The 16,790-nt window shown below is 66.2% G+C and carries 15 protein-coding genes; 3 read left to right on the forward strand and 12 right to left on the reverse strand.

Annotated features, from left to right (window positions below; all coding sequences use genetic code 11):
- Window positions 1–581: 581 nt before the first annotated feature.
- Together AC1RDJ_RS18295 and pgi are read right to left on the reverse strand one after the other, a co-directional pair.
- The gene (locus tag AC1RDJ_RS18295; RefSeq protein WP_493028324.1) at window positions 582–1,478 is read right to left on the reverse strand and encodes an SMP-30/gluconolactonase/LRE family protein; all 897 of its coding nucleotides are present in this window, start codon (window positions 1,476–1,478) and stop codon (window positions 582–584) included.
- Between the two features lie 142 nt (window positions 1,479–1,620).
- A complete protein-coding gene (pgi, locus tag AC1RDJ_RS18300) occupies window positions 1,621–3,285 on the reverse strand; it encodes a glucose-6-phosphate isomerase (protein ID WP_493028325.1) in 1,665 nt (554 codons plus the stop codon).
- Window positions 3,286–3,618: 333 nt separating this feature from the next.
- On the opposite strand from pgi, the gene edd reads away from it, so the two are divergent.
- From edd to AC1RDJ_RS18315, 3 genes are all read left to right on the forward strand, one after another.
- Window positions 3,619–5,532, forward strand: coding sequence for a phosphogluconate dehydratase (gene edd, locus AC1RDJ_RS18305; RefSeq protein WP_071322429.1), 1,914 nt, complete (start codon window positions 3,619–3,621; stop codon window positions 5,530–5,532).
- Between the two features lie 3 nt (window positions 5,533–5,535).
- A complete protein-coding gene (eda, locus tag AC1RDJ_RS18310; RefSeq protein WP_289885343.1) occupies window positions 5,536–6,165 on the forward strand; it encodes a bifunctional 4-hydroxy-2-oxoglutarate aldolase/2-dehydro-3-deoxy-phosphogluconate aldolase in 630 nt (209 codons plus the stop codon).
- 63 nt (window positions 6,166–6,228) lie between these two features.
- The gene (locus AC1RDJ_RS18315) at window positions 6,229–6,741 is read left to right on the forward strand and encodes a Rhs element Vgr protein (RefSeq protein ID WP_493028326.1); all 513 of its coding nucleotides are present in this window, start codon (window positions 6,229–6,231) and stop codon (window positions 6,739–6,741) included.
- Window positions 6,742–6,748: 7 nt separating this feature from the next.
- Here AC1RDJ_RS18315 and AC1RDJ_RS18320 read toward each other — a convergent pair whose 3' ends face one another.
- Genes AC1RDJ_RS18320 through AC1RDJ_RS18365 form a run of 10 tightly spaced genes read right to left on the reverse strand, consistent with a single transcriptional unit; the run spans window position 6,749 to window position 16,782 of the window.
- Entirely contained in the window at window positions 6,749–7,774 is a 1,026-nt protein-coding gene (locus AC1RDJ_RS18320; protein ID WP_493028327.1) for a LytR C-terminal domain-containing protein, read from the reverse strand.
- Between the two features lie 13 nt (window positions 7,775–7,787).
- Entirely contained in the window at window positions 7,788–8,735 is a 948-nt protein-coding gene (locus AC1RDJ_RS18325) for a type II secretion system F family protein (protein WP_071322433.1), read from the reverse strand.
- Between the two features lie 18 nt (window positions 8,736–8,753).
- On the reverse strand, window positions 8,754–9,728 hold the full coding sequence (locus AC1RDJ_RS18330; RefSeq protein WP_493028328.1) for a type II secretion system F family protein: 975 nt from the start codon (window positions 9,726–9,728) through the stop codon (window positions 8,754–8,756).
- Window positions 9,729–9,738: 10 nt separating this feature from the next.
- Window positions 9,739–11,106: a TadA family conjugal transfer-associated ATPase gene (locus tag AC1RDJ_RS18335; protein ID WP_071322435.1), complete on the reverse strand. Its 1,368-nt coding sequence runs from the start codon at window positions 11,104–11,106 to the stop codon at window positions 9,739–9,741.
- Window positions 11,107–11,130: 24 nt separating this feature from the next.
- Window positions 11,131–12,282, reverse strand: a complete 1,152-nt coding sequence (locus AC1RDJ_RS18340) for a CpaE/TadZ family protein (RefSeq protein WP_493028329.1) — start codon at window positions 12,280–12,282, stop codon at window positions 11,131–11,133.
- A 22-nt stretch (window positions 12,283–12,304) separates the two neighbouring features.
- The gene (locus AC1RDJ_RS18345) at window positions 12,305–12,823 is read right to left on the reverse strand and encodes a TadE/TadG family type IV pilus assembly protein (RefSeq protein WP_071322437.1); all 519 of its coding nucleotides are present in this window, start codon (window positions 12,821–12,823) and stop codon (window positions 12,305–12,307) included.
- 10 nt (window positions 12,824–12,833) lie between these two features.
- Entirely contained in the window at window positions 12,834–13,301 is a 468-nt protein-coding gene (locus AC1RDJ_RS18350) for a TadE/TadG family type IV pilus assembly protein (protein WP_071322438.1), read from the reverse strand.
- 7 nt (window positions 13,302–13,308) lie between these two features.
- Window positions 13,309–14,859: a pilus assembly protein TadG-related protein gene (locus tag AC1RDJ_RS18355; RefSeq protein WP_071322439.1), complete on the reverse strand. Its 1,551-nt coding sequence runs from the start codon at window positions 14,857–14,859 to the stop codon at window positions 13,309–13,311.
- Window positions 14,860–14,907: 48 nt separating this feature from the next.
- On the reverse strand, window positions 14,908–15,183 hold the full coding sequence (locus AC1RDJ_RS18360; RefSeq protein ID WP_071322440.1) for a hypothetical protein: 276 nt from the start codon (window positions 15,181–15,183) through the stop codon (window positions 14,908–14,910).
- 9 nt (window positions 15,184–15,192) lie between these two features.
- Window positions 15,193–16,782 (reverse strand): type II and III secretion system protein family protein, encoded by a 1,590-nt coding sequence (locus AC1RDJ_RS18365; protein WP_071322441.1) that lies wholly within the window; start codon window positions 16,780–16,782, stop codon window positions 15,193–15,195.
- Window positions 16,783–16,790: the final 8 nt, after the last annotated feature.

A 16,790-nucleotide genomic window follows, 5' to 3' on the forward strand; every position in this document is an offset into this window, starting at 1 on the left:
GTAACGTAGCCCCGCTAATCCGACCTACGCGTTGACATGAAAAAGCGCCGGACCCTCGCGGGTGCCGGCGCTTTTTTTATGTGTGAAACGATCGAAGCGTTGGGGTCAGTGGTAGGTCGGATTAGCGCAGCGAAGCTGCGCGTAATCCGACACCGGCAGGGCTGGCACCGGGATGCTCATGGCCGACACCGCTGTCGGATTACGCAGGGCGTAGCCCCGCTAATCCGGCCTACGCGTTGACATGAAAAAGCGCCGGATCCTCGCGGGTGCCGGCGCTTTTTTTATGCGTGAAGCGATCGAGGCGCTGGGGTCAGCGGTAGGTCGGATTAGCGCAGCGAAACTGCGCGTAATCCGACACCGGCTGGGCCGGCACCGGTATGCTCATGGCCGACACCGCTGTCGGATTACGCGGGGCGTTGCCCCGCTAATCCGACCTACGCGTTGACATGAAAAGCGCCGGACCCTCGCGGGTGCCGGCGCTTTTTTTATGCGTGAAACGATAACAAGGCTGGGGGCAGATCCCCGGGGATGACAGCACAAGCCTGCGGGGTGGCGCCATTGCGGGTCTGCTCCCGGTACGCTCAGGCCTGGTACGGCGTTTCCGGCTGGCCCGCCACATCCACGCGCACGGACAGCACGTGGCCCGTCAGCGGGTAGGCGGCGATCTCGGCGTTTGATCTGTTGTGGCTGGCGCTGGTGATGTACAGGGTGCGCAGGTCGGGGCCGCCAAATGTGACCATGGTGGGGCAGCGCATGGGCACGGCGATTTCACCGAGCAGGTGGCCATCGGGCGCGAAGCGCAGGATTTTGCCGCCTTCAAACATGGCCGACCAGTAATTGCCTTCGCTGTCGACGGCCGCGCCGTCCGGGCGTCCGCCGTAGTCCGCCGCCTTTTTATCGGTGGAGAAGCGCTGGAATGGCTGTGGCGCGGAAATGGCGCCCGTGGCCGCGTCGAAATCGAAGCGGTCGATGCGGTGCGTGGTGGTGTCCGAGTGGTACATGGTGCGCTTGTCCGGGGAAAAGCCCAGGCCGTTCGATACCGTCATGCCGCCCGACCAGACTTTGCGTACCTCTCCCTTTTCCAGCACGAACATTTCCGCCGCGTCAGCGCTGCGCGGCTCGAAAATGGTGCCGACCCAGAAGCGTCCGGCCGGGTCGACCTTGCCATCGTTGAAGCGCGTGGTGCTCATGTCGAACGGTGCCGGCGCGATGTGCACCAGGCTGCCCGTCTTCGTGTCAAGGTGGGCAAAGCCGCTGCGCAGGGCGACGATCAGGCCGCCGCCGGCATTGATGGCCAGCGCCGACGGTTCCGTCGGCATGCTCCACTGCTCATGCTTGCCGCTGGCCGGGTGCAGCCGGTGCACGGCGCGTCCATCGATGTCGACCCAGTACAGGGCCGCTTCCTTGCCATGCCACAGCGGGCATTCGCCCACTTGCATGGCTGTGTCGCTCACTACCTTGATTTCGTAAATATTCATTTATTCTTAATGTGGGGAGCGCTTAACAAAACCGTCGCGAGCGGAAGGGAGGGGCGGCCGAGAAGCGCAGCTGTGCCTGAGCACGGTGCGCATCGCAGGTTGCCTATGCCGACGCGCAGCAGGCTTGCTTATGCGTTATTAATTAGTATGCGGCTTTTGCGGCCTTGGCCAAGGCGATCAAGCCATTGGTCGAGCTGTCGTGATGGTCGGGACGGGCCTCACCCGTCAGTTCGGCCTGGATTTTCTTCGCCAGCACCTTGCCCAGTTCCACGCCCCACTGGTCGAAACTGTTGACGTTCCACAAGACGCCCTGCACGAAGGTCTTGTGTTCGTACAGTGCGATCAGGGCGCCCAGGGTGGTCGGGGTCAGCTGGTCCATCAAAATGGTGTTGCTGGGGCGGTTGCCTGGGAAGGTCTTGTGCGGCACCAGTGCTTCGATCTCGCTGTCCGGCAAACCTTGCGCCTGCAAATCCAGACGCACTTCATCGCCCGTCTTGCCCGTCATGAAGGCTTCCGACTGGGCGAAGCAGTTGGCCAGCAGGGCGTCGTGGTGGCCCGGCAAGTCATGCGTGGCGCGCAGCGCGGCAATGAAGTCGATGGGCGTGATGTCGGTGCCCTGGTGCAGCAACTGGAAGTAGGCATGCTGCGCATTCGTGCCGCAGTCGCCCCAGATCACGGGCCCCGTCGGCACGCCGACAGGCTGGCCATCCTTGGTGACGCGCTTGCCGTTGCTTTCCATGTCCAGCTGTTGCAGATAGGCGGCAAAGCGGCTCAGGTCCTGGTGGTACGGCGCGATCGAGACGGAGCCGCAATCGAGGAACTGGCGGTTCCAGAAGCCCACCATGGCCAGCACGACGGGCATGTTGTCTTCCAGCGGCGCCTGGCGGAAATGCTGGTCCATCGCATGCGCGCCGGCGAGGAAGTCGCTGAAGTATTCGAAGCCGACGGACAGGGCCACGGCCAGGCCGATCGAGGACCAGACGGAATAGCGGCCGCCGACCCAGTCCCAGAACGGGAACATGTTGTCAGGCGAAATGCCGAAGTCGACGATGGCTTGCGTGTTCGTCGAAACGGCCACGAAATGTTGCGCCAGGTCCTTTTCCTCGCCTTCGAGCAAAAACCAGGCGCGCGCCGTGTTGGCGTTGAGCATGGTTTCAGCGGTAACAAAGGTTTTCGAGGCGACGATGAACAAGGTCGTTTCCGGATCGACTTTCGACAGGGTCGCTTCCATGTCGTGGCCGTCGACGTTGGAGACGAAATGCATTTCCAGGCCCGGGTTGGCGTAGGAACGCAGCGCCAGGCAAGCCATTTTCGGGCCCAGGTCCGAGCCGCCGATGCCGATGTTGACGATGTCGCAGATCGGTTTGCCCGTGTAGCCGAGCCAGCTGCCATTGCGCACCTTGTCCGTAAACGCCTTCACGCGCTGCAGCACATCTTGCACGTCGGCATCGATATCCTGGCCATCCACCACCAGGGCGGTGCCGCGCGGCGCGCGCAAGGCCGTATGCAGAACGGCCCGATGTTCGGTAAGATTGATTTTCTCGCCCGTAAACATCGCTTCGCGCTGCGCTTCCACGCCGCGTTCGCGGGCCAGGTCCATCAGCAGCGCCATGGTGGCGGCGTCGACCCGGTTCTTCGAGTAATCGAGCAGCAGGCCGGCCGCATCGACCGTCATCGTCGGGAAACGTGCGGGATCGGCCGCGAACAGCTGGCGCAGATGCACGTCGCGCAGGCTGGCGCTATGCGCTTGCAGGGACTGGAAACTGGCGGTGGCGGTGATGGCGGGAATGGATGCTGGCTGGCGCATGGCGGTCGGCTTCGGTGCTTGTCTCGGTTGAAGGGAGCGCGGCGCGTTCGTCGTGGCGAATGGACGTGCCGGCGTTGATGTGAGAATAATACATCAGAAAAACGTAATTTCACTACAGTTTGTATGGGCGAACCGCATTTTTCGCGTTTTGTCCGCCCTTTATCCACGCCGTCGCTAGATAGGGGCGAAGCGATGGCATGCGGCATTCTGTTGTTTTGCCTTGAAAAGTCGCCAGTAAATGGATTATTTCTGTCGCCGGCCCCTGCAACGGTGCTTCTGCGCCAGCATTTTGTAGTAAAATTTCACGAAATACTCATTTTTAAGGAAATCCATATGGCGCTGCATCCAGTAGTCGAATCCGTAACAGCGCGCATCATCGCGCGCAGCCGGCCATCGCGCGGCGCCTACCTGGCGCATCTGGATGCGGCCCGCATCCAGGGCGTGCAGCGCGGTGCCCTGTCGTGCACCAACCTGGCGCACGGCTTTGCCGCGTTTCCCGCCAATGACAAGCTGTCGCTGAAGGAATACAAGAAGCCCTCCGTGGCCATCGTGTCCTCGTACAACGACATGCTGTCGGCGCACCAGCCGTTCGAAGGCTTTCCGCAGATCATCAAGCAAGCCGTGCGCGAAGTGGGCGCCGTCGCCCAGTTCGCCGGCGGCGTGCCCGCCATGTGCGATGGCGTGACGCAAGGCCAGCCGGGCATGGAACTGTCGCTGTTCTCGCGCGACACCATCGCCATGTCGACGGCCGTGGCGCTGTCGCACAATATGTTCGACTCGGCCCTGTACCTGGGCGTGTGCGACAAGATCGTGCCGGGCCTGTTGATCGGCGCGCTGCACTTCGGCCACTTGCCGGCCGTCTTCGTGCCGGCCGGTCCGATGACGTCGGGCCTGTCGAACCAGGAAAAAGCCAAGGTGCGCCAGCTGTACGCGCAAGGCAAGGCCACGCGCGAAGACTTGCTCGAAGGCGAATCGAAAGCCTACCATGGCGCCGGCACCTGTACCTTCTACGGTACCGCCAACAGCAACCAGATGCTGATGGAAGTGATGGGCCTGCACTTGCCGGGCGCCGCCTTCATCACGCCGAACACACCGCTGCGCGATGCGCTGACGACGGCCGCCGCCCAGCGCGCCGCCGGCATCACGGCGCAAAGCGCCAACTACTTGCCAGTCGGCCATATTGTTGACGAGAAATGTATCGTCAACGCCGTCGTCGGCTTGCTGGCCACGGGCGGTTCGACCAACCACACGCTGCACCTGGTGGCCATCGCCAAGGCGGCCGGCATCGTCATCGACTGGAACGATTTCAACGAACTGTCGGCCATCGTGCCGATGCTCACGCGCATCTACCCGAACGGCGACGCCGACGTGAACCATTTCCACGCGGCCGGCGGCACCGGTTATCTGATCCGCGAACTGCTGGACGCGGGCCTGCTGCACGAAGACGTCACGACCATTCTGGGCAAGGGCCTGCGCGCGCACTGCATGGAGCCATTCCTCGGCGAAGACGGCAAGGTCTTCTGGAAAGATGCGCCGGCCACCAGCGCCGACGACAACGTGCTGCGCCCGGCATCGAACCCGTTCGCGCCGGACGGCGGCATGGTCCTGGTCGCGGGCAACCTGGGCCGCGCCGTGATGAAGGTCTCGGCCGTCAAGCCGCAGCACCGCACGGTGGAAGCGCCGGCGCTGGTGTTCAATTCGCAGGAAGATTTCATGGCCGCCTACAAGGCGGGATCGCTGGACCGCGATTTCGTCGCCGTGCTGCGCTTCCAGGGCCCGCGCGCCAACGGCATGCCGGAACTGCATGCGCTGACCCCGGCGCTGGCCAACCTGCAGGATGCGGGCCGCCACGTGGCGCTGGTCACCGATGGCCGCATGTCGGGCGCGTCGGGCAAGGTGCCGGCCGCCATCCACGTGTCGCCTGAAATCCTCGCCGGCGGCCCGCTGGGCCTGGTGCGCGACGGCGACATCATCCGCCTCGATGCGTTCACCGGCGTACTCGAAGCGCTGGTGCCGGCCGACGTCTGGCACGCCCGTTCGCTGGTGCAGGCCGACCTGTCGCCGAACCACATCGGCATGGGCCGCGAGCTGTTTTCCATGTTCCGTTCCACCGTCAGCGCGGCGGAAGAAGGTGCCACCACCTTCGGCCTGCCGTCGCCGATTCCCACCACCGTCGCCTTGCACGACGCCGACAATGTCGGCGATACCGTACCGGGTTCCGATGAAGACTTTTTGGCTAGGAAATAAGAGATGACCATGACACTACTGGAAATTATGCGCACCTCGAGCGTGATCCCCGTGATCGCGATCGACGACCCTGACCACGCCGTACCGCTGGCGCGCGCGCTGGTGGCGGGCGGCATCCGCGTGCTGGAAGTGACCCTGCGCACGAAACACGGCCTGGAAGCGATCCGCGCCATGTCGGCCGTGCCGGGCGCCATCGTCGGCGTGGGTACGCTGACCCGTCCCGAGGAATTCGTCCAGGCGCGCGATGCGGGCGCCGTCTTCGGCGTCTCGCCAGGCCTGACGTCGGCCCTGGTGGCGGCGGCGAAAAGCAGCGGCCTGCCATTGCTGCCGGGCGTGATGACGCCGGGTGAAGTGATGGCGGCGCGTGAAAACGGCTTCCAGCAACTGAAGCTGTTCCCGGCCGTGCCGGCCGGCGGCATCGGCATGCTCAACGCCATCTACGGCCCGCTGCCGGACGTGACGTTCTGCCCGACGGGCGGCATCTCGCAAGAGACGGCGTCGCAGTTCCTGGCCTTGAAGAACGTCGCCTGCGTGGGCGGTTCGTGGCTGACGCCGAAAGACGCGATCGCGGCCGGCAACTGGGACCGCATCACGGAAATCGCCAAGGCAGCCAGCGGCCTGCGCTCGGTCTAATCGGTACCGGCGCGGCAGGCTTGCATGCCTGCCGCGCTTTCTTTTTCTCTTCTCATGCGCGTCTTGCGCCGCCCCCTGACCATCGGCGAAACCGCCATGGCCCGCAGCGTCTTTCGCGACGCCATCGACTACGCGCGCGTGCGCGTCGTGCGCGGCTCCTTTTTACCGTTTGGCCTGCAAGACCAGAACACGGCGATGACGCCGCGCGGCAGCCTGCACTTCATGCCGGCCCAGTACCGCGACGATTTTTCGCGCGAGGGCAACGGCGGCAAGCTGTTCTTCATCCACGAAATGGTGCACGTGTGGCAGTACCAGCTCGGCTACGGCGTGCTGCTGCATGGCGTGCTGCTGGCGCTTTGCGGCGGCTACATCCGGCAGCGCGCCTACCGCTACGATGCGCAGGCCGGCGGCATCCTGTCCGACTTCAACATGGAACAGCAGGGCGACATCATCGCCCACTATTTCGGCGCGCGCCAGCTGGGCATCCCCGCCTACGTGGCAAAGCTGCCGCAGCTGCAGGATATCCTGCAAGGCTTCCTGCTCGACCCCGCCGACCGCCGCCTGCTGCCGCGCTGAGCCGTCGTCACGGCGCCGTGTTCGACGCCAGCAGGACGGCCGGTGCGGGCAGGCTGACGAGCGCATCCTTGCCCAGCAATAGACGCAGGTCGGCGCCCGTGCCGATGCCGCCGTCGCTGGCGGCCTGCAACTGCGGCATGCCGCCCAGCGCCCTGGCCAGGGTGGCCGCCGCCTCGGCATGGCCGGGCCGGTAGACGATGCTGCTGGCCTGCACGCCATACGGCCGCTGGTTGCCCAGCCGCAGCACGCCGATGCCCATGCCGCCCAGCATGCCGCGCATGCGCGCCGCCAGCCCCGTTTCGCCATGACCATTGATCACTTCCAGCCGCGGCAGCGGCGCCGCCTGCTTCTGCCTAGCCGGAGCGGGCAAGGCCGCAAACACGGCTGGCGCCGCCACGGGCGCGTCGCGCCAGCTCAGCGCAAAGACATTCGGCTGCAACTGGGTCAGCTGCAAGCGCGTCGGCGGCGCGGCCGCGACCAGCGGCGGCGTCGGTGCCAGGTCGGGCTGGACGTCCGTGGCGGTATCGACCGTGGCCACGCTGCGCGCCAGCGCCGCGATGGCCAGGTCCAGGTTGGCGCGCGCCGGCTGCTGGCCGTTATCGAGCTGCAGCGACTGGCGCAGCACGCCCGCCGCCTGGGCGTAATCTTCCTGCAGGTACAGCACGTAGCCGAGGTTGTTGTAGGTCCTGGCCGTGGGCGTCTCCAGCGCCAGCGCCTGCAGCATGGCGCGCGCCGTGTCCAGTTCGCCCAGCTGCGCGTGCAGCACGGCGGCGCCGTTGCGCGCGTCGGCGGAGGCGGGCGCCAGCAGCAGGGCTTCGCCATAGGCGGCCAGCGCCGCGCGCGGGTCGCCCAGTTCCTGCATGCGCTTGCCCAGCTTGCAGTAGGCGCTGGCCCGCGTGGCGGGGCTGTCGTCGACGCGCGCCTGCGGCGGCGCGCCGTGGCTGGCCTGGCTGGCCGTATCGGGCAGGCTGGCGCAGGCGGGCAGCAGGCCGGCGCAGGCGAACATGAACATCAGGGTGGTGTGCTGGGACATGGCGGTTCTCCGGTCAGCTGCCGCCGCTCATGCTGGGCAGGAGCACGCGGTAGATTTGCAGGAAGGCTGGCCCCATCAGGACGACCAGCAGCGAAGGGAAGATGAAAAAGATCAGGGGGAACAGCAGCTTGAGGGCGATCTTCGCCGCCTCTTCCTCGGCGCGCTGGCGGCGCTTGGTGCGCAGCTGGTCGGACTGCACGCGCAGCGAGGCGGCGATGCTGGTGCCGAAGCGCTCGGCCTGGATCAGCATGGCCACCAGCGCATCGACATCCTCGACCCCCGTGCGCAGGGCCAGGTTGCGCAAGGCCCGCTCCTTGGTATTGCCGGCGCGCAGCTCGAGCATCACCAGGTGCAATTCCTCGGCCAGCACGCGGCTTTTCAGGGCGATTTCCGCAGCCACCCTGGCCAGGGCCGCATCCATGGCCAGCCCCGCTTCCACGCAGACCGTCATCAGGTCGAGGGCATCGGGAAAGCTTTCGAAGATTTCGCGCTGGCGCCGCTTGATCATCTGCTGCAGCACGAAGTTGGGCAGGTAGTAGCCGAAGGCTGCCACCGTCAGCAGCCAGAACAGGATGGCCTTGCCGGCCATCTGGTGGCCCGATGCGCTCAGGAACAGGAACAGCAGCAGCGGCAGGCCGATGGCCAGCATGGTCTTGGCGGAAAAGAACAGGATGGGCGTCGATGCCTGGCGCAGGCCGGCGTTCATGAAGCGCCGGCGCATCACGGAATTTTCCCAGCCCTGGTCGGGAATCGACAGCTTGGCCAGCGGTCCGCTCAGGCGCACCATGCGCGCCAGCCAGGGATTGGGCGCGGGCGCACCCGCTTGCGCGGCGCTCTTGCCGGCGGCCTTGTCGAGGCGCTGGCGCAGCGGATCCGGCGAGAAGCTGCGCAGGGCGACCAGCGCCGTGCCGAAGACGGCGATGAAGAGCAGGGCGAGGAAGGCGATATGGACGGGATTCATGGCGGTTCTCCTTGCGGCTCAGACGCGGATGCGGATGATGTTGCGCATGACAAAGACGCCACAGACCATCAGCAGCAGGGCGCCGACCAGCATCTTGCGGCCGCCCGGATCGACAAACAGCATTTCCAGGAACTGCGGATTGGTCAGCTGAATCATGGCCGCCGCGCCGAACGGCAGCAGCGACAGGATCCAGGCCGACAGCTTGCCTTCGGCCGACAGCACGCGCACCTGCCCCAGCAGCTTGATGCGTTCGCGGATGATGCGGCTGATGCTGTCGAGCAGTTCCGACAGGTTGCCGCCCGTCTCGCGCTGGATCAGCACGGCGATCACGAAATAGCGCAAGTCGGTGCTGGGCACGCGCGTGGCCAGGTTCATCAGGGCGTCCTGCATGGCGATGCCGAAATTGACTTCATCGAAGGTGGCGCGAAATTCGGTGGCCAGCGGCGCGTTCATTTCGTCGCCGACCATTTTCAGGGCGGTGGGGAAGGCGTGGCCGGCGCGCAGGGCGCGCGCCATCAGGTCTAGCGCATCGGGCAATTGCTGCTCGATGCGCTGCAGGCGTTTGGCCTTGGCGCGCAGGACCAGCAGCAGCGGCAGCAGGGCCGCGACGGCCACCAGGGGCAAGCGCAGCGCCCACGGCACGCTGAAGTAACTGAACAGCAGCAGCGCTGCCGTGCCCACCGCCAGCATCATGCCGGCGAAGCCGGCCACGCTCCAGGTCAGGCCCGACTGTTCCAGCAGGCGGTCGAGCGCATGCACGCGCGGCACGCTGAGCAGCAGGCGCTGCAGGGCCGGCGTTTCGCTCAGCAGGCGTTTCCTGATCATCGAACTGCCCGTCTCTCCGTGCGCGCCGGCCGACATGATGCGCAGGCGGCGCGCCACCCTTTCCGCTTCCGGACCGCGCGAGGCATTCCACGCCAGGTACAGGCCTTCGATCAGCAGCACCACGGCGATGAAGGTGAGGATCGCGAATACATAGTAGAGATAGTCCATGATGCTCCCCTTAATGGTACTGGCGGGCGGGATCGAACAGGGTTTCGGGCAGGCTGATGCCGAAGGCGCGCAGGCGTTCCAGGAAACGCGGGCGCACGCCGCTGGCATGGAAATGGCCCTGCACGCTGCCATCCTCGCCGATGCCCGTCTGGCGGAAGGTGAAGATTTCCTGCATGGTGATCATCTCGCCTTCCATGCCGGTGATTTCCTGGATCGAGATGATCTTGCGCTTGCCGTCCGTCAGGCGCGCCACCTGCACCACGACGCTGATGGCCGAACTGATTTGCTGGCGCATGGCTTTCACGGGCAGCGACGCGGAGGCCATGCTGATCATGTTCTCGAGCCGCGTCAGCGCGTCGCGCGGGGTATTCGCGTGGATGGTGGCCATCGAGCCTTCATGGCCCGTGTTCATCGCCTGCAGCATGTCGAGCGCCTCGGCGCCGCGCACCTCGCCCAGGATGATGCGGTCGGGGCGCATGCGCAGCGCGTTGCGCACCAGGGCCCGTTGCGTCACTTCTCCCTTGCCCTCGATGTTCGGCGGCCGCGTTTCCAGGCGCACCACGTGCGGCTGCTGCATCTGCAGTTCGGCCGCATCCTCGATGGTAACGACGCGCTCGGCCGTGCTGATGAAGCCGGAAATCGCGTTGAGCATGGTGGTCTTGCCGCTGCCCGTGCCGCCCGAGATCAGGATGTTGACCTTGGCCTTGCCCAGCGCCTGCAGGGTGGTGCTCATTTCCTCGGTCAGGCTGTGCTTCAGCATCAGGTCGGCCAGGCGCAGCGGCTGCGCGGAGAAGCGCCGGATCGACATCACGGGACCGTCGATGGCCAGCGGCGGGATGATGGCGTTGACGCGCGAACCGTCGGGCAGGCGCGCATCGACCATGGGACTCGATTCGTCGATGCGCCGGCCCACGCGCGAGACGATCTTGTCGATGATCTTCATCAGGTGCGCATCGTCGGTGAAGCAGATGTCGCTCAGCTCGAGGCGGCCATGGCGCTCGACGTACACCTGGCGGTAGGTGTTGACGAGGATGTCGGACACGCTGGGATCGGCCAGCAGCGGCTCGAGCGGGCCGAAGCCCAGCACTTCATCCTGGATGTCGCGGATCAGCGAGCGGCGTTCCAGTTCGTTGATCACCACATTGTCTTCCGTGAGCACGTCGCTGACGAGGATCTTCAGCTCTTCGCGTATCTGCTCGCGCGACAGGCGCTGCATGCCTTCCAGGTCGACCCGGTCGAGCAGCGCCTGGTGGGTGCGGTGCTTCAATTGCTGGTAGCTCTGGTTCGATACGCCCTGGTGCGCGGCGCCGTCGTTCGAGCTGGCGTCATCCTGGGCATAGCCCAGGCGGTCCCGCAGGGTGAGTTTTTCGGCAGTCATGGTCGGTCTCCTGTGAATGGGGGATCAGGCGCGCGCCAGCAGGCGTGCAACCCAGCCTGGCGCCGCTGGCGGGGTCTCGCCGGCCAGGCTGGCGGCCAGTTCCTGCAAGGCGCGCGAGACGGGATTGTGCGATGCCAGCTTGAGGATGGGCACGCCCTGGCTGACCGACGCCGCCACCGCCTCGTAATGGTTGGGAATGGACTTGTAGACGTGCTTGCCGTACGCCGCCTCGAGGTCGGCCACGCGGATGTTGTCGCTGCTGGCATAGCGGTTCAGGATCAGGCGCACCTTGTCGTCGCGGTAGCCGAGGCCGCGGAATACGTCGAGCAGGCGCTTGCCGTCGCGGACATAGGGCAAGGTGGCTTGCAGCACGGGAAAGATCAGGTCGGCCCGGTCCAGCGCGCGCACGCTGACGGCATCGAGGCCGCGTCCCACGTCGAGCACGATGTAATCGTACTGGCTGCGCGCCAGGGTCAGCAGGCGGTCGATGTGGTCGGCCTCGATGTCGGCCGCATGGGCGGGGTCGTCGGCGGCGGCCAGCACGCTGTAGGTGGGCGTGATCTGGATCATGCTGGCCGTCAGCAGTGAGGCGTCGAGGCGCACGATCTGCTGCGCCAGCTGCGACAGCGTGGTGGCGGGCTTGTGATCCGAGACGAACAGGGCGGCGTCGCCGAATTGCAGGTTCAGGTCGAGTAGCGCGACCTTGCGCTGTTCGCCGGCCGCCAGCGCATAACCGAGGTTGGCGGCGATGAAGGTGGCGCCGCTGCCGCCCTTGCACGAGACGAAGGCCAGCACCTGGCCCTTGCGCGTCACCTGTTTCTGCAGTTTGTCCTCGATGCGGCGCAGCGCCGCGCCGAGCGCCGCGTCGTCGTCGGGCGGCAGCACCTCGCGCACGCCGGCGCGCATGGCGCGCAGCAGGAACTGCGGATTTTGCAGCGGACATTGGACGATGATGGCCAGGTTCGGGTAGCGGCTGCCCAGCCGCTCCAGCAGGTCCAGCTCCTCTTCGCCCAGATGCTCCTGTTCCAGCAGCAGCAGGTGGGGCGTGGCGCCGTTGTCGAACATCTCCGGCGTGCTCGCCAGCAGCGACACGCGGTCGGCCGCGCTGCGTTCGCGCAGCAAGCGCGTCAGCCGTTTGAGCTGGGCTTCATTCTTCGAGACGATGACGATATTCACGTGGTGCTCCCGGTAATGGCGTTCAGTTGATCTGGAAACCCAGGCTTTCGGCATGCATGACCACGACCGACGAGGGCAAGGCGATATTGAGAAAACCGAACAGGCTGACCATCGGCGTATAGGTCACGTTGTCGATCGAGACGCGCACGCTGTCGATGCAGCTGGCCGTGCGCGTGTTGTCGCCGCAGGCCGACAGGTTGTCGCCCGGGTCGAGCGGCGGCACGGTCACTTCGGTGCCGGCCTTGTTCAGGTAGCGGATGCTGATGTTGGCGGCCGTGACTTCGGGCGCGGCCGGCAGGGCCGTGCCGCCGAACAGGGCCAGCGTCTTGACGGCATCGGCCTGGTCGATCCAGCGCACGACCGCCTCGCGCGCCGCGCGGCGGCTCACTTCCTGCACCGTGTTGTACAGGTACAGCAGGCGGCCGAATTCCAGTACGCCGAACAGCAGGGTGAAAAACAGCAGCGCCACCAGGGCGAATTCGACGGCGGCGGCGCCGCGCTGTCCGCGGGCCGGCACTGGCGATGAGAGGGGCGGGCGCATGGCGTTCTCCTTACAGCATGTAGCGCATGGTGGTGCGGGGCGCGAGCGGCGTGCTGTAGCTGGTGGCCGAGCCGATCACGAACGGCAGGTACTGGCCCACCGACAGCGTGTAGTTGACGATTTCGACGCGGATCGCGCCCGGCGCCGTGCCATCGGTGCAGCTGCTGTCGTTCAGGTTCTTGTCGAGGCAGCTTACGCTCACGTTGGCGCTGCTGAAGTTGTCGATGCCGGCGCTGGTGGCCGCATCGACCACCGTTTGCCTGGCGGCCGGCACGCCCTGCGAGGCGATGCTGGCCTTGGCATTGACGGACATCGTGCGGGCCGCATCGCGCGTGGCCTTGGTCAGCGCGTCGTAGTACCAGAAGGCGCGGCCGAAGCCGAAGATGCCGGCCAGCAGGGTGACCAGCAGGGCCAGCACGATGCCGAACTCGACGGCGGCGCCGCCGCGCTGGCTGGAAGAGCAGGAGTGGGTACGCATGGCCGCCTCACTTGTAAAGCTTGATTTCGGAATTGGGCACGGGTTCGATCAAGCCCGCGAACTCGACGTCGAGGCGCGCGCCGCCGCTGAAATCGGCCTTCGTCGTCATGAAGAATTTGCCGATGCCCACCGCGTCCATGGCGCCGCACGATGCCGGGCCTACGGGCGCGGTGCGGCAATCGACCAGCACCACGTTCAGGATGCGGCGGTTGCGCTGTCCGGGATGGCTGGCCGAGGGGGCCTGAAACGTGGGGCCGCTGCTCTGGTTGTAGGGCGATGGCGGTGTCCCGACGGGGAACGATGCATCGGCGCTGGCCGGGTAGGTGCCGGTGTCGAAGTAATTCGCCTTGGCCGTGCTGTACATGGGGTTGGCGTTGGCGTTCTGCACCGTGTAGGGCGTGCCGGCCTTGGCCGGGGTGGCGCCGTTGGCCTGGTAGGCCGGACCGTAGGACCACAGCACGCCGTAGCCGGCGAACTGGGCGAATGTGGCCGAAGGCGCCGGCACCGGGCCGGCGGAGGGCAGCTGGTAATTGGGTTTTTTCGCGGCATTCAGCGCCACCGACTGTACGCTGGGCAGGTTGCTGGCGCCCGGCTCCATCCAGTTGGTGGGCGGCGAGTTGGCGGCGCTGGCGACGCAGGGCGAGCTGCCCTTGCACGGATATTCCTTGATGTTGACGTCGGGTGGCGCCGTCACCGGATCGCATACGGACGCGCCGCCGTACACGTCGAAGCGCGAATTGAGGGCGGTGGCGAGCTTGGTGGCGCTCAGGCCCGTATTGGTGTAGACCTTGCCGCTGCCGCTGCTGACGACGGCGCTGCTGCCCGTGCACATGAAGGGGGCCGTCGAGTTGGCGCTCGAGTGCGAGGCGTCGCAGGCGCCGGGCGGGGCGTCGACAGGATTGATCAGGTAAGGGTCGGATGAGCCGCCCAGCGGATTGAGCCCGAACAGATTGTAGGTGACGCCGCGGCGGAAGCCGAATTCCAGCAACTCCGTCAGGCCGCTGCCGGCGGGCGCCGCCGGATACGTGTATTGCGCCGTCTTGTTGGCGGGATCGACGGCGCACACGCCGATCGGCGTGACGTCGTTGACGAAGCGGCCCGCCACCGCCACGCCCGAGGTGCTGGTGCTGGCGATGCCGGCAATGCCCATCAGATAGGTGGCGAAGGTCTTGCTGCCCGTGTCGACGCGAATGAAGGTCTGGCCTTGCGGGTTGGTGCGGGCGCTGGCGGCGGGCAACCAGGGACCGTCCGGTCCGGGGCCGAAACTGATGTTGGCGGCGGTGATGACCAGCGACGTGGAAAAGTCGTAGCGGTTTTTCAGCGCCAGGGCGATGGCCTGGGACTGCGCATTGTCGATGCCTGCCGCGCTTTCATTGAGTTCCACGGCGCCGCCCAGGGCCGCGCTGTCGGCGCCATTTTGCAGTTCCGCCTTGGCGATGTACAGGTGGCCCAGGTCCAGCACCAGGCCGCCCATGGCAAACAGGATCACCAGGGTCAGTCCGAGCACGATGGCGATCGCACCCTGTTCCCTGTCGTGCCTGCGGTATGCTGTTTTCATGTGCTTCTCCTGGTGGCCTCGGGTGTGGCGCCGGCTAGCGGGCGCCGACTAGCGGGCGCCGACGCCGATGGTGAAGACGTTCGGCTGCGGTTCCGGCGCGGCGAACGATTTCTGGTAGCGCTGATAGGCGCTGACGCCGGCCTTGCCGTCGATGCCGCTGACGGGGTTGGTATTCCGGTAGGCATCGGGATACAGGACCTGCTGCGACTTGAGCAGGGTCACCGATTCGCCGAAGTGGCTGTCGAGGACGGGCGTGGTGGTGGCGGCGCAGCCGGACAGCAGGCAGAGCAGGGCGGCGCAGGACAGGCAATGTGCGGTGTTCATGGTGTGCTCCTATTTGAGGTCGAAACCGCTGGCGGCGGGTTGGGGCGCGGTGGCTTGCGGCTGCGCCGGTGCCACCGGGGCGGGTGCCGTGCCTTCCATTTTTCCTTGCAAGAACATGTCGCCGCGCGTCGGCTGCACGTAGGGATCGGTGGGCAGCTTGTAGTCGGCCGGCAGCGGCTTGACCAGGTGCGGCGTGACGATGAACACGAGTTCCGAGCGGTCCGTCTGGAAGTCCGTGCTGCGGAACAGCGCGCCCAGCACGGGCACTTCGCCCAGGCCTGGCACGGCCTTGATATTGCTGGTCACATTGTTCTTGATCAGGCCGCCGATGGCGAAGCTTTGGCCGTCGAACAGCTGCACCGTGGTGGTGGCGCGCCGCGTCGTGAACGAGGGCAGGATGGCGGTCGTCGAGATGCCGGTGGCGGTGATGCCGATGCCGTCCTTGTTCAGGTCGGACACTTCCGGCGCCACCTTCAGGTTGATGCGGCCGCCATCGAGCACGGTGGGGGTGAATTTCACGGCCACGCCGTATTCCTTCTCTTCCAGCGTGATGGTGGGCACGCCGCCATTGTTGGTCTGGCTGACGGGAATGAAGATTTTCCCGCCCGCCAGGAAGCTGGCTTCCTGGCCGCTGATGGCCATGATGGTCGGCTCGGCCAGCACCTTGATCAGGCCATCGCGCTTCTGTGCATCGAGGTTGAAGAAGTTGTTCGAATTCGAGCCGCCCACGCCGCTGGGATTGTTGCTGAGCAGGTTGGACAGCAGCGAGTAGGTCCAGCTGCCGATATGGCGATTCAGGCCGATGCTGGCGCCCAGCTGGTCGACCAGGACCTTCGACACCTCGGCCACCTTCACTTCCAGCATCACCTGCTGCGGCGCGGCGATCGACAGCAGGTTGATCACGCGTGGCGAGCTGGCGTCGGCGCCGGCGCCCGCTGCCGGAGTTGCAGCGGCGGCGGGGGCGGCCCCGGCAGCGGGGGCGGGGGCGGACGCCGCGCCGCCGCTGCGCGCGCCGCGCTGCACATAGGCGTTCGCCAGCGACAGGGCCTGGTCGGCCTTGACGACGTCGCTGACGACGCCGGACAGGATCAGGGTGTCGCCGGCCACGGTGACATGGATATCCTTTTCATTCGGCAGCAGTTCGGCCAGGCGCGCCTGCAGGCTGCTGCTGTCGATGCCGACGGCCAGGTCGACGATGGTGGCGTCGTTGGCCTTGTTCCACAGGATCAGGTTGGTGGTGCCGACGGAGCGCCCCAGCAGGTACACCTCGGTCGGGTTGAGCAGGATGACATCGGCGATGCGCGGGTCGCCGACGGACATGCGGGAAGCGGCAAACGGCAGGCGCATCAGGGTGGACTTGCCTTCGGCCAGGTGCATCTGCGGCGCCATTTCCGTGCGGCCGGCGCGCATCTCGCCTTGCGGCGGCGTGGACCTGGGGCGTGCCGCGGCGCGGCTGGTCCTGGGCGTGGCCGCTTCGGCGGCAACGGCGGTGGCGGCGACCGTTTCGCCGCGGGCCTGGGGCGCCAGGGCGCCGATCATGGCGAGGGCAAGCGCCAGGCTGAGTATCCGGCTTTCGCTTGCTGTGCAATATGTGCTCATGGCATGGC

The organism is Janthinobacterium sp. GW822-FHT07H10 (assembly GCF_058798675.1).

Excerpts from the sequence above, each read along its gene's own strand:
- AC1RDJ_RS18295 (WP_493028324.1), bottom strand. The coding sequence starts at position 1,478 with ATGAATATTTACGAAATCAAGGTAGTGAGCGACACAGCCATGCAAGTG.
- pgi (WP_493028325.1), bottom strand. The coding sequence starts at position 3,285 with ATGCGCCAGCCAGCATCCATTCCCGCCATCACCGCCACCGCCAGTTTC.
- edd (WP_071322429.1), top strand. The coding sequence starts at position 3,619 with ATGGCGCTGCATCCAGTAGTCGAATCCGTAACAGCGCGCATCATCGCG.
- eda (WP_289885343.1), top strand. The coding sequence starts at position 5,536 with ATGACCATGACACTACTGGAAATTATGCGCACCTCGAGCGTGATCCCC.
- AC1RDJ_RS18320 (WP_493028327.1), bottom strand. The coding sequence starts at position 7,774 with ATGTCCCAGCACACCACCCTGATGTTCATGTTCGCCTGCGCCGGCCTG.
- AC1RDJ_RS18325 (WP_071322433.1), bottom strand. The coding sequence starts at position 8,735 with ATGAATCCCGTCCATATCGCCTTCCTCGCCCTGCTCTTCATCGCCGTC.
- AC1RDJ_RS18330 (WP_493028328.1), bottom strand. The coding sequence starts at position 9,728 with ATGGACTATCTCTACTATGTATTCGCGATCCTCACCTTCATCGCCGTG.
- AC1RDJ_RS18335 (WP_071322435.1), bottom strand. The coding sequence starts at position 11,106 with ATGACTGCCGAAAAACTCACCCTGCGGGACCGCCTGGGCTATGCCCAG.
- AC1RDJ_RS18345 (WP_071322437.1), bottom strand. The coding sequence starts at position 12,823 with ATGCGCCCGCCCCTCTCATCGCCAGTGCCGGCCCGCGGACAGCGCGGC.
- AC1RDJ_RS18350 (WP_071322438.1), bottom strand. The coding sequence starts at position 13,301 with ATGCGTACCCACTCCTGCTCTTCCAGCCAGCGCGGCGGCGCCGCCGTC.
- AC1RDJ_RS18355 (WP_071322439.1), bottom strand. The coding sequence starts at position 14,859 with ATGAAAACAGCATACCGCAGGCACGACAGGGAACAGGGTGCGATCGCC.
- AC1RDJ_RS18360 (WP_071322440.1), bottom strand. The coding sequence starts at position 15,183 with ATGAACACCGCACATTGCCTGTCCTGCGCCGCCCTGCTCTGCCTGCTG.
- AC1RDJ_RS18365 (WP_071322441.1), bottom strand. The coding sequence starts at position 16,782 with ATGAGCACATATTGCACAGCAAGCGAAAGCCGGATACTCAGCCTGGCG.